11 protein-coding genes and 1 tRNA gene are annotated in these 11,983 nt (G+C 68.7%); 6 read left to right on the forward strand and 6 right to left on the reverse strand.

The window, feature by feature from the left end:
• Positions 1 to 70 precede the first annotated feature (70 nt).
• Positions 71 to 2,092, forward strand: a complete 2,022-nt coding sequence (locus B9B60_RS03280; protein ID WP_084449839.1) for a bifunctional copper resistance protein CopD/cytochrome c oxidase assembly protein — start codon at positions 71 to 73, stop codon at positions 2,090 to 2,092.
• 93 nt (positions 2,093 to 2,185) lie between these two features.
• Here B9B60_RS03280 and B9B60_RS03285 read toward each other — a convergent pair whose 3' ends face one another.
• Positions 2,186 to 2,935: a hypothetical protein gene (locus B9B60_RS03285; RefSeq protein ID WP_084449840.1), complete on the reverse strand. Its 750-nt coding sequence runs from the start codon at positions 2,933 to 2,935 to the stop codon at positions 2,186 to 2,188.
• 130 nt (positions 2,936 to 3,065) lie between these two features.
• Here B9B60_RS03285 and B9B60_RS03290 point away from each other — a divergent pair, with 130 nt between their 5' ends.
• Both B9B60_RS03290 and B9B60_RS17435 read left to right on the forward strand, forming a co-directional pair.
• Positions 3,066 to 3,266 (forward strand): hypothetical protein, encoded by a 201-nt coding sequence (locus B9B60_RS03290; protein WP_084449841.1) that lies wholly within the window; start codon positions 3,066 to 3,068, stop codon positions 3,264 to 3,266.
• Between the two features lie 38 nt (positions 3,267 to 3,304).
• Positions 3,305 to 3,490 (forward strand): DUF6458 family protein, encoded by a 186-nt coding sequence (locus B9B60_RS17435; protein WP_268766693.1) that lies wholly within the window; start codon positions 3,305 to 3,307, stop codon positions 3,488 to 3,490.
• A gap of 66 nt (positions 3,491 to 3,556) precedes the next feature.
• Here B9B60_RS17435 and B9B60_RS03295 read toward each other — a convergent pair whose 3' ends face one another.
• Positions 3,557 to 5,428: an acyl-CoA dehydrogenase gene (locus tag B9B60_RS03295; protein WP_084449842.1), complete on the reverse strand. Its 1,872-nt coding sequence runs from the start codon at positions 5,426 to 5,428 to the stop codon at positions 3,557 to 3,559.
• Between the two features lie 207 nt (positions 5,429 to 5,635).
• Positions 5,636 to 6,502, reverse strand: coding sequence for a hypothetical protein (locus B9B60_RS03300; protein ID WP_084449843.1), 867 nt, complete (start codon positions 6,500 to 6,502; stop codon positions 5,636 to 5,638).
• A 109-nt stretch (positions 6,503 to 6,611) separates the two neighbouring features.
• On the opposite strand from B9B60_RS03300, the gene B9B60_RS03305 reads away from it, so the two are divergent.
• Positions 6,612 to 6,682: transfer RNA gene (locus tag B9B60_RS03305), tRNA-Gly, on the forward strand.
• 128 nt (positions 6,683 to 6,810) lie between these two features.
• Here B9B60_RS03305 and B9B60_RS03310 read toward each other — a convergent pair.
• The 3 genes from B9B60_RS03310 to B9B60_RS03320 form a co-directional block, all read right to left on the reverse strand.
• Complete coding sequence (locus tag B9B60_RS03310) at positions 6,811 to 8,646, reverse strand: hypothetical protein (protein ID WP_084449844.1); 1,836 nt, start codon at positions 8,644 to 8,646, stop codon at positions 6,811 to 6,813.
• Between the two features lies 1 nt (position 8,647).
• Positions 8,648 to 9,670, reverse strand: a complete 1,023-nt coding sequence (locus tag B9B60_RS03315) for a hypothetical protein (protein WP_084449845.1) — start codon at positions 9,668 to 9,670, stop codon at positions 8,648 to 8,650.
• A gap of 112 nt (positions 9,671 to 9,782) precedes the next feature.
• Positions 9,783 to 10,529, reverse strand: a complete 747-nt coding sequence (locus tag B9B60_RS03320; RefSeq protein WP_084449846.1) for a hypothetical protein — start codon at positions 10,527 to 10,529, stop codon at positions 9,783 to 9,785.
• Positions 10,530 to 10,618: 89 nt separating this feature from the next.
• Between B9B60_RS03320 and B9B60_RS03325 the strand changes: the two genes are divergently transcribed.
• Complete coding sequence (locus tag B9B60_RS03325; protein WP_143445413.1) at positions 10,619 to 11,455, forward strand: hypothetical protein; 837 nt, start codon at positions 10,619 to 10,621, stop codon at positions 11,453 to 11,455.
• Positions 11,456 to 11,497: 42 nt separating this feature from the next.
• Positions 11,498 to 11,965, forward strand: coding sequence for a hypothetical protein (locus B9B60_RS03330; protein WP_159451144.1), 468 nt, complete (start codon positions 11,498 to 11,500; stop codon positions 11,963 to 11,965).
• Positions 11,966 to 11,983: the final 18 nt, after the last annotated feature.

The raw sequence follows: 11,983 nt of genomic DNA on the forward strand, positions 1-11,983 counted from the left end.
ACTCCCTTCGATCGGTCCATGACAGCACACGATGCGGTGGTCCCCGGACTCGTTGCCTAGATTAGAGGGCATGTCAGCCAGCCCGGGCGCCCCCCGCACCACCTCCGTCCCGCTCGGGATCCTCGGCCTCGTCAGCGTCCTCGCGGTCGTCGCGGCCACGGCCTTCGGTGGCGGTGCGGCGCCGCTCGAGCTCGGCGACCCCGGCGGCTTCGTCCGCTGGTCGCTGCCCGTGCTCCGCGTGGTCCACGACGCCGCGGCCGCCGTGACCGTCGGAGCCCTCGTCGTCGCCGCCTTCCTCGTGCCCGAGACGACTCGCACGGCCCGACGCGAGAGCCTGGCCCAGCTGGCTGGCGGTGCGGCGATCGTCTGGTTCCTCGCGGGCATCGGCCGGATGCTCACCGACTTCGCCTCCCTCGCGGGTCTGCGCCTCACCGACTCCACCTACTTCTCCCAGCTCGTCGCCTTCGTCTGGGAGTTGGACAGCACCCGTACGGCGGTCATCTCCTCGGCCATCGTCGGCGTCATCGCGATCGCCGCTCCGCTGGCCCGGACGAAGGGAACGCTGGCCTGGGCCGCCGCCGGCTCGGTCCTCGCGCTGCTCCCGCTCGCCCTCTCCGGGCACTCCGCCGCCAGCCTCGACCACATGAGCGGGGTCAACGCCCTCGCCTTCCACCTCGTCTCGGCGACGGTGTGGATCGGTGGGCTCGTCGCCCTCCTCGTCGTGCGCCCATCGCTCGGCACCCACCTGGCCGTGACCGTGCGGCGCTACTCGAGCATCGCCGCGTGGTGCTTCGCGTTCCTCGTCCTCTCCGGCCTGCTCGCGACGTGGATCAACATCGGTGGCCTCGGCGGACTCGACTCGCGCTACGGGGTCCTGCTCATCCTCAAGGCCGTCGCGGCGATCGTCCTCGGGGTCATCGGCTGGTGGCACCGCAACCGGATCATCGCCGGACTGGAGGCAGGCGCCCAGGGGGCGTCCCCCCGTCGAGGCTCGGGCCTGAAGGCCCTCGCACCTCAGGACAGCGCCTTCGTCCGGCTCGCGCTCGGCGAGATCGCCGTCATGGCCACCGCCATGGGGCTCGGCGTGGCCGTCGGTCGCACGCCGACCCCCGAGACCGCGCAGACCGCGCCGGAGAACGCCGTCGTCTACGACCTCTCCGGCTACCCCGACCCCGGGCCGCCGAGCGCGACGAGCTGGATCAGCGACTGGCAGATCGACTGGCTGTGGCTGACCGTCGCCGTCGTCGCGGTCGTCGTCTACGTCCGGTGGGCCCTGCGGCTGCGGGCTCGTGGCGACCACTGGCCGCTGCTGCGCACGATCAGCTGGGTCCTCGGCTGGGTCGTCTTCGTCTACTTCACCTCGGGCGGGCCGGCCGTCTACGGCAAGATCCTCTTCTCCTGGCACATGATCGAGCACATGGGCGTGGCGATGATTGCCCCGCTGCTGCTCGTGCCGGGTGCCCCGATCACCCTGGCGCTGCGGGCCCTGCCAGCACGCAAGGACAAGACCCTCGGGCCCCGCGAGCTCATCCTGGCGACGGTCCACTCGAGCTACCTGCGGGTGCTGGCCAACCCTGCGGTCGCGGCCTCGCTCTTCTTCTTCAGCCTGGCGATCTTCTACTACAGCCCGCTCTTCGAGCTGGCGATGCGCACGCACACCGGCCACGTGCTGATGATGGTGCACTTCCTGCTCACCGGGTACATGTTCACGTGGGTGCTCATCGGCATCGACCCGGGCCCCAAGCGGTGGTCGCCGCTCGCCCTGCTCGTCGTGCTCTTCGCGACGATCAGCTTCCACGCCTTCTTCGGCGTCATCCTCACCCAGTCGACGCAGCTGCTCGCCGAGGACTTCTTCGGCCGTCTCGACCTGTCGTGGATGCGTGACCCGATCGCCGACCAGCAGCGCGGTGGCGCGATCGCCTGGGGCGTGGGCGAGGCGCCGACCCTCGTGCTGGCCATCGCCGTGGCCTGGCAGTGGATGCGCTCGGACGACCGCGAGACCGCACGGCGCGACCGGGCGGCCGACCGCGACGGTGACGCCGAGCTCGAGGCCTACAACAGGCACCTGGCCGGCCTCTCCCGCGAGGACTGACGCACGGCGCGAGCCCGGCCGTCAGCGCGGGCCGGACGACGACGGAGCCGGGCCCCATTGTGGGGCCCGGCTCCGGGTGCGTGTGGGCGGCGGTCAGCCGCAGTTGCTCCACTCGGCGGTGGTGCTCTTGGCGGCCCAGCCGTTGGAGTTGCCCTTGTAGATCGCGCGGTAGCGGTAGCAGGCGCTCGGCTTGACCGAGGTGTTCCAGCCGAAGTACCCGTGACCGTTGGTCCTCGTCCGGCCGGCGTCGAACCAGTAGGTGCCGTAGGCCTGACGGGCCTGGATGTGGACGTTGACGTAGCGCAGCGGGCGGGTCGGGCTGGAGACGAGCTGGGTGACCCGGCCGGTGACCTTGGTGCCGCCGTTGCTCGTCGCGACCGGCTTGGCGGTCGTGCGCACCCACGTGCCCGGCTTGGCCGTCTGGCGCTCCCAGTTGCTGTGGCGGCCGGTGTACCAAGCATTGCCCGAGTAGACCGCGCGGTAGGTCTTCGAGCGGTCGGCCGTCAGCGAGACGGAGAAGGCGCCGTTGGAGTTGGTCTCCGGGCGGGCGACCGTGCGCCACGTCGTGGAGCCGACGTTGCGGGCCTGCAGCGAGATCGAGCGACCGGTCAGCGGGCGGTAGGTCTTCGAGTCGTAGAGCTCGCCGATGACGGTCAGTCGCTCGTTGACCCCGCTCCACAGCGGCTCGACGGTGAGGTTGAAGCCGGGGCTGCTCTTGGCGGTGGTCGCCGCCGGGGCGGCCGGAGCGGCGGGGGCCGCGCTCGTGCTGGCGGCGGGGACGAGGGAGACGGCGAGGGCGGTCGTGGCGGTGAGGACCATCGCGCGGCGGGTGCTCGGGCGCATCTGAGGGCTCCAGGGACGAGAGAGGCAGGGGCGTGGCGGGTGTGACTCATGTGACTGGTGTGGTCACAATCGCAGTGTGCCTCGTCCGCGGGTCTAGGCTGGGGCGAAACGCCGAAGAGAGGGGTACTCCATGGGCGGCGAAGCCCTGTTCTGGATCTTCATCGTCGTCTTCAGCCTGCTGATGATCGCGGGTTTCTTCCTCCTCGAGCGGCCGCGCCGTTCGCGCGAGGTGCCCACGCGGCTGTCCGTCCACACCGACCCCAAGGACCCCCGCGGTCGGCACCAGCCGGCCGAGCGGGTCGACCCCACCGAGACCACCAACCGGCTCTGAGCGGAGTCAGGAGCACGACACATGTAATCGGCGCCGGGATCTTCCTGCTGCTCGTCGGACTCGTCATCGTCTTCGCCTACAACGGCGATATGTCGATCGCCGGGCTCGACCTCGCGGCCCTAGGGTGGATCGCCATCGGTCTGGGCGTCCTCGCGATCGTCCTGAGCTTCCTGCTCACCAACCGCCGTCGCGAGACCGTGGTCCGCGACGACCGTCGCTACTGACGCTCCCGAGCACGACGAAGGGGGGCCCGCCAGCTGGCGGGCCCCCCTTCGTCATGTGCGTGCGGGTCAGAAGGCCGACTCGGGCACGTCCATGAGGGTGTTGTCCGTGGCCTCGGCGATGGCGCGCTCGCCGGCCAGGAGCGGCAGGACGTTCTTGGCGAAGAAGCTCGCCGCGGCGATCTTGCCCGTGTAGAAGTCCTTGTCCTTGCCCTCCGCGCCGGCCTCGAGGGCCTCGGTGGCAACGGCGGCCTGGCGCAGCAGCAGCCAGCCGACGACGAGGTCGCCGGCGCCGAGCAGCAGACGCGAGGTGTTCTGGCCCACCTTGTAGATGTTGGTGATGTCCGAGCCCTCCTGCTTGGGGTCGGAGGCCATGAGCGCCTGGAACATCGCGCCGAGGATGCCCTGGACGTTTTCCAGGCCCTGGCCGAGCAGCTCGCGCTCGTGCTTGAGCGCACCGCCCTGCGCGTCGACGTCCTGGGCGAACTCCTGGATCTGCATCGCGAGGTGACCCAGCGCCTGGCCGTTGTCACGCACGATCTTGCGGAAGAAGAAGTCCTGACCCTGGATGGCCGTGGTGCCCTCGTAGAGGGTGTCGATCTTCGCGTCGCGGACGTACTGCTCGATCGGGTACTCCTGCAGGAAGCCGGAGCCACCGAAGGTCTGCAGCGACTCGGTGCCGAGGAGGGTCCAGGCCCGCTCGGAGCCCAGGCCCTTGACGATCGGCAGCAGCAGGTCGTTGACCCGGTTGGCCATCGCGGCGGGGGAGTCGTCGGCGATCTCCTCGACGCCCGTCGCGAGCTGCTCGACGTCGACGGTGTCCTGCTGGCTCGACGTGAGCGTGACGAGCGCCCGCAGGCCCTCGGCGTAGGCCTTCTGCAGCATGAGGCTGCGGCGCACGTCCGGGTGGTGGGTGATCGTCACACGCGGCGCGTCCTTGGCGGGCGTCGTCAGGTCGGCGCCCTGGACGCGCTCCTTGGCGTACTCGAGCGCGTTGAGGTAGCCGGTGGAGAGGGTGGCGATGGCCTTGGTGCCGACCATCATCCGGGCGTTCTCGATGACGCGGAACATCTGGGCGATGCCGTCGTGGACGTCGCCGAAGAGGGTGCCGACGGCGGCGTGCTTCTCGCCGAAGGTCACCTCGCAGGTCGTCGAGACCTTCAGGCCCATCTTCTTCTCGACGTTGGTGACGTAGACGCCGTTGCGCTCGCCCAACTCGCCGGTCTCGAGGTCGACGGCGTACTTGGTGAGGATGAAGAGGCTCAGGCCCTTGGTGCCCGGGCCGGCGCCCTCGGGGCGGGCGAGGACGAAGTGGACGACGTTGTCGGTCATGTCCGACTCGGCCGAGGTGATGAAGCGCTTGACGCCCTCGATGTTCCACGTGCCGTCGCCGTTGTCGGTGGCCTTGGTCCGCCCGGCGCCGACGTCCGAGCCGGCGTCGGGCTCGGTGAGCACCATGGTGCAGTGCCAGCCCTTCTCGGCAATCCACTTCGCGAGCTTCTTCTGCTCGTCGGTGCCGAGCAGGTAGAGCAGCTTGGCGAAGGAGTAGCTCGCGCCGAACATGCCGATCGCCGGGTTGGCGCCGAGGACGAGCTCGTTCATCGCCCAGCGCAACGACGGGGGAGCGACGGTGCCGTCGAGCTCCTCGGGCAGGTCGAGCGACCAGAAGCCGGCGTCCTGGAAGGCCTTGTACGACTTCTTGAAGGACTCGGGCATCGCCACGGACGAGGTCTCGGGGTCGAAGACCGGGGGGTTGCGGTCGGCGTCGGCGAAGGACTCGGCGAGCTCGTTCTCGGCCAGACGCGCGTACTCCTTGAGCATCTCGCGCGCGGTGTCGGCGTCGACCGCCTCGTAGGGGCCCTGGCCCAGGACCTCGTCGCGACCGAAGACCTCGAAGAGGTTGAACTCGATGTCGCGCAGGTTGCTCTTGTAGTGACCCATGCAGGCGTCTCCTGGTCGTGTCGTGCGCCGGGCCTGCCCGACGCTGGGGACAAGACAGTAAGCAAGCGCTTACTGTCCATTCGATTCATCTTCACCCCGCCGCGCTTGCTGGGGCAAGCGAATGTCAGGTGACCTGAGGCACAACGCAACTCGTCCCCCTTCGCCATGGACGAAGGGGGACGAGGTCACCTGCTCGAGGTGGGCGGCTCAGCGCACCGCGTCGTGCCAGGCCAGGGCTGCGTCGAGCTGGTCGCGCATCTGCGTCGGCCGGGGCGGGGAGTGGCCGTCGGCGAAGTCGTCGAAGACGAGCGAGAAGCGGGGGTGTCCCTCGAGGTCGTCGGGGTCGACGCCGGCGGCGGAGAGGAAGGGGCGGACGTGGTCCTCGAGGTGACCGGGGTCGCCGCTGTTGTGGACGAGGCGCACCCAGGCATCGGGCTGGTCGGGGCCGGCCGCCCAGCGGTGGGTCAGGTCGACGCGGTCGCGGTGGGCCGCCTCGACGGAGTCCATGTCGGGGTGCTCGGGGAAGAGCCGGGTGCGGAAGATCTTCACCGGCATGCGCTCGTAGCGCGAGACGCGCGTCTGCGGGGAGAAGGGCACGGCGAGCGAGCCGGGTGTGTGCGCCGCGAGGGCGATCGACGCGTAGCCGCCACCGCTGCTGCCGGTGAAGACCGTGCGCCGTGCGCCGAGGCGGCCGGCCATCGCCGTCACCTCGTCGGCGAGGCGGGCGGTGACATCGTGCTCCTGCGGCCCGATGTACCAGGCGAGCGGGATCGCCTCGTCGACCTGCAGCGACGGGTCCGAGACGAAGAGCAGGCTCTCGGGGCGCTCGCGCAGGGTCCGCAGCCACTCGAAGCGCGGCAGCGTCACGTCCTTGCGCACCAGCGCACCGTGGAGCACGACGACGAGGTCGGGATGGTCACGACGCAGCAGGAGGGTGTCGATCGTCAGCCGCGGGTCGTCCGGGTGGGTCAGGCGAGTCAACTGGCGGGTGCCGACCTCAGGCAGGGCCGCCTGCGCAAATCCTGTGGCCTCCACGACCGGCGCCTCGGTGCGCTCGTCCCACTCGGTGCTCATCGGCCAATCCAAGCATCCCGAGGTCCGACCCCGCACCCAGCGTGGTCACTGCAGAGCCGGTGCCGGGAAGGCGCTGGCGGTGAGTTAGCATGTCGCCTGCGCCTCGCGCGCCGGTGTAGCTCAATGGTAGAGCGCCAGCTTCCCAAGCTGGACACGCGGGTTCGATTCCCGTCACCGGCTCAGCGGGGTGTTGCCCGAATTTGCGGAATCTGTTGCCCGAATTCGGTGTAACACCCGGAATGGTTGAAGGGCCGCCCCAGACGGGGCGGCCCTTCAGTCGTTGATGGAGTTGTTGGACATCGTCGTTGTCAGGCAGCGACAGGGGCGCCGTGCTGCTGGTCGAGCTGGATCTGCTGCTCGTGGGTCAGCATCTGGAAGCCGAAGGTGTGCTCGGTGCGTGCCGTGTGGAGCGGGTGGCTCGAGTAGGCGGTGGCGGCGGCGTACTCGCGCGGCTCAGCGCTCGCGCGTGCGTGCCAGTCCTCGAGCTCCTTGAGGTTGTAGTCGACGACTTGCGCGACCAAGGCCAAGGTCATCAGTGGTTCTCCGATGAAGCGGGTGAAGCCTCGTTTGATGCTTCGCGTGCTCAGGTTCTTGAGGTTGCCGAAGATGCTCTCCACGTACGTTCGTCGGTTGAAGCTGATGAGCCACGGGCGGCTGCCGTAGTACTCGGCCTGCTGGTACTTCATGATCACGTGCGCTGGGATCTGCACGACCGGCGGCTTGGGCTCGCAGAAGACGCTCTCGTGGTCCGCCGGGGGGCGCACGACGGGGATCCCGGCCTCCCGTGCTGCCGCGACGCTGCCGGGCAGGATGCTGCATCCGATCTTGCCGGCCGCTGCGGGGCACAGCCACCGCGTCTTTCCGTCGCGGTCCTGCTGAGCGGTCTTCTTCCGGCGCATTGCGTACTGCTCGCGCTCCGTGATGAGTTGCTCGTAGGCGTCGATCTCTTCGCGGCTGGCGGTCAGACCAGGGCGCTCGAGGCCACGAAGGCCCTGTGGGGTCATGGGGCAGTGCGGGGTGCCGTCGAGGATCACGGCGCCCTTGTAGTCCTTGGGGCCGTGATCTCTGGCGCGCATGTCGAGGACCTGTCGGATGCCGAGCTTGGCCAGTGGCAGTGCCCAGCGCTCGTACTTCTTGTAGCTGTAGTGGCGGTCGCCGATGAGGTCGCCGATCACCAGACCTCGACCCAGGGTGCGGTGGATCATGTCGAGGGTGGGGTCGACGATGTCGGTGCTGGCGGGGGTGAGTGCGATCTGCTCGACCAGGAGGGGCTCGAGGTGAGGGTCGGCAATCGCCTTCCCGCCCCGCTTGATCACGTCAGGCACGCGGACCAGTGCGTGGAGCCCGTACCCGTAGAAGCTGGAGGACCCGCCGTTCTTGTGCGTCTTGCTACCCCACGCGGCGAAATTGCACTGCTTGGCTTCCCGACGAACGTTGGAGCAGCGCTCATCACTGGCGACAAAGGCTGATTCCTGGTCCTGGTCGTGGCCCTCGCAGTCGGTGGTCGTGGCAAGGTCTGCCTCGTCCTCGTCGATGATCTCAGCCTCGGCCTTGTAGGTGGGCTTGCGCTGGGAGAGGCTCCAGCTCCACACGCCCGTCTCGTCCACGGCGTAGGACGTCCCCTGCCGGGGCACGACGTGGGTGGCCGTGATGAGCGCGTCGCGGATGGCCGCCAGGTTGCGGCGTCGGTACTCGCGCGCCTCCTCGCTGTCGGCCGACTGGGGGTCGAGGTTGGCGTTGAGGTTCTGGGCGATGGTGTTCAACTGCTTCTCGGAGAGCATGCGCGCCTTCCCCTGGCCGTCGAGCGTTATGATGCCTAGGCGCCATTGGAGGTCCCTCGGGAGGTTGCCGACGGCCAGCTGGTGCATCGCTCGGATCTGCAGGGTCTTGGTGTGGAAGCGACAGCACAAGAGCATCAGGATCAGGAAGAGGCGTACTGTCGCTCCCTGCTTGCGGCGTCCTCGGTTGCTGGTGCGTTCGAAGCGCTCGAGGAGCTCGACGACGGACACCTGCTGGTTGGGGTCTTCGGGGTCGTCGATGACGGCGGCGTCGACGATGTACTCGATGCGCTGCAGGTGCGTCAGGAGCGCCTCGATCGTCTGTGCGTCGTTGTCGGTGCGCTTGGTCGGGTTCGTGGCGGGCATGTCAGCAGCCCTCCCCACGCAGAGCGATCTGGGCCGGGGTGGCGGGAACGAAGTCGAGCAGGTCGAACAGCGCTCGGGTCGAGGACAGGCCTGCGGCGTGGCAGAGCACGGCGAAGGGGGTGGCTCGTGTGAGGTGCCCGACGATCCAGGTGGCACGCAGACGGTCCTGTGAGAGGGGTGGCACGTCGCCGTAGAGGTGGGCGCGGTCGAAGACGCGGGCCGCGACGTTGCGGCGAGCCGGGTCCTCGCCGAGCAGGTACGCATCCTGTGCGCGTCCACGCACTCCGCGGGCGACGATGTCTTCCCACTCGCGCCGGACCCAGACCGTGCGGGCCTTGGTGCCGGGGATGTCGACCTGCACCGCACCGTCTTCCGCGATGTGCACGTCGCTGGTACGGATCTGCTTGAGCTCGTTGGAGTTGATGCCGGCACCGAGGCCGAGGCCAACACACACGCACAGCTGGCGGACCATCTCGTCGGTGGGCTGGACGAGGATGACGCGACGGATGACCCGGATCTCCTCATCGGTGTACGGCGCCAGGACCTCCTTGCGGCGCAGGACCGGCGCCGGCAGGGGCGCCGTCGCGGGGTGGAGGGAGTCAGCGATGGGGCGCAGGCGGCCGCGGTAGTCGGAGCGGGTCTTCTCGCTGGCGCTCTGCAGCGCGGTGCTGCAGAAGTCCTCGATCAGCTGGTGGGTGAAGATGTCGGCGACCTCGGTCAGGCCGTGCTGCTGCTCGGCCCAGACCAGCACAGCCACGATCTGCCCGGTGCGCAGCTCGAGACTGCGCAGACCGCGACCGGGCACGTGACTGATCGCTTCGACGATCTTGGGGCGCATCCGCTCCAGCTGGCGGTCGGTCAGCTTCTTCGAGCGGTAGTTCTCCCGCAGCCACGTGAGGTACTCCTCGGGCAGCGGCTCGTTCTGGACGTTGTTGGCTTCTGCTCGGGCTCGCAGCACGGCGGCGCCGCTGAGGCGGCGAGCGGTGCGGGGACGGCGGGCGACGAGCGGCTGGATCTGGGACATCTTGGCCTCCGGTTGTTTGGGCGATCCCCAAGCGGGGACAACCGGGAAGGTGCTCATTGCTGCTGCTACGGCAATCCCCGCCAGAAGTTTTTTCTGGCGGGGATCTCAGGCGTCAGCCGCGGAGCTGATCGATGGTTCCGGGGGCTGCTGGGTGATGCTGCAGGTAGCGCTCGCAGTCGTTGCGGCTGAACCCATGGCTGCGGGCCAACGTTGCGAAGTCCAGGTCGTTTCTGACCAGCCGACTGGCCCAGGTGGGCCGCCAGCGCCGACGGTCGAACTTCAGACCTGCCGTCGCGAACTCACGACACATCGCCTCCGTCGCGATGCCTTCCAGAGCGGCCACGACGCTTTCGGCAGCGGTGGAGTCGTCGTCCAGGAGCGCGAGCAGCTTCGCGAGCGTCACCGACGGGGCGTCGATGGCCCGCAGCGCGGCCACCTCGGCGGGGGAGTAGGGCGGGGCGAAGGGGCTACGCCCGCGAGCGATGGCCTTGCGCGCGGGGCGCCCAGCCAGGCCCCGCTGCACGCGGAAAAGCTGGCTGCGTCGGTTCTCACGGGTGCCCGTCGCCGTGCCGCCCTGCTCGAGGACGGCCAAGTATCGAGTGATCTGGTCCGGGGTGACCTGGGCAGCCAGATCGTCGTCTCCATGGGTGGGGGTCGACCACGCGAGGAAGGCACAGATGGAGCCGAGGACGTAGGTCAGGTCCTGGAAGCTGGACGGCTCGGCAGCTCGAGCCATGTCCGCCACTTCGTCTTCCCACGCCTCCCACGTCTCGGCGGGCAGGCTCGCGGGGACGTAGGTGGACATCTTCGCGTCAACGTCGGCGTCGGACAGGATCTTGGGTGCTGAAGTCTTCGTCATGACCCGGAACGTCCGGGCCGGCGACTCTGCGTCAATCCCCCCGAGCGCTGACGCGCGAGGGGTATCCCAGGTTGTCGTTGCCTACGAGCATGATTCTCCTCATGACGAGGGATGGGCTTCAGCACTGGGCGGAAGGTCCTTCTGTGTCAGAAGCGTGCTGGTGGTGTGGCGCGCCTGCGACGACGGCGGAGCACCGGTTCAAGGCCAGCTCGTTGCGCCGAGCAGCCACCAACGATGACGGCAAGGTGGTGCCGACGAACCTGTTCAAGAGCAGCGAGCGATTCCGGGGCGATTTGCGCAGTCTGCGAAAGGGAGCGGAGGTCCGGTGGCCGCCCAGCCTGTGCGCCCCGTGCAACAACGACCGCAGTCAACCGTTCGACAGAGCGCTTGACCAGTTCGAGACCTTCGTTCTGACTCACCTTGAGGTCTTGGGCCGATGGCGACGACTCACGTGGGCGGACGTCTACGGTCCGGCCTGGGAGCAGGATGCAGCGCACCTTGCGCGCTACTTCGGCAAGCAGATGGGGTGCATGCTGGCGGCCTACCGCCTGCCCATGCCCGACGAACTGATCCAGTTCCTCGACGGCTCGCCTCAGTGCCCGACCATCAACTTCACCTTGGCCCGCAACTGGCGCGGGATCCAGGGACACAAGTTGATGTGCGCCGCCGGTGGCGATGGGCTCGAGACGTTCTTCGGCCTATTGCCAGCTACGCGATACGAGACAGACGGGGCGACCAGCGGCTTGGACTACGGCTACTTTCTGGCGTACATCTGGGTTCGCCTCGAGTGGCGAGACTCGGGCAACTTCACGGGATGGTGGGAGAGCCCTGCCGCACCCTTGCCCCTCGCCAACGGCGACCTCGGCAGTCGCTGGGGATGGTGGCGCGTCATGAACTCCTATCGGGAACGGCCCCGAACGCCCTGACACCGGCACGCCGGTAGGCCGTGGCGATTTCGAGTCCGCCACTTGGGTGACAGCAACACGCGCCAACAGGTGTCGGCGAGCGCTTCGTCGCTCCGCGTCACCGGCCCGCAACGGGCGGGTCGGGCGCCAAGGCTCACTAGGAGCCACCGCATGTCGACAAACAAGATCAGCACCAGCTCACGGCCCTCAACTGCGAGGGCCGACGACCTCCGCCTCCGCCGGGCGAGGCTCGACTCCCTCCTGGACGTTCGGTGGAGGCTGGCCCGGCTGGCCATCGAGCGCCGGAGCCACAACCTCGACGACGCAGTCGACGTCTTCCTGGAGCAGCTCCAGGTCGAAAGCACCATCGACCGGGAGTTCCCAGGGGTCGCGGACCAGAAGTTCCCCGACTGGCTGGATGCAGACCTGAGCCTCGAGCACGACGCGAGCGTCCTGCACCCGGAGTGCGGCATCTGCCAGGCCATCGCACGTCGTGCCGGGATCAGCATCCCGCCGTGGCAAGCGGCCTGATCAACTGCCGTCCAGCGA

The sequence above is a fragment of the Janibacter indicus genome (genome assembly GCF_900176385.1).
In the GTDB taxonomy this organism is placed as follows: Bacteria; Actinomycetota; Actinomycetes; order Actinomycetales; family Dermatophilaceae; genus Janibacter; species Janibacter indicus.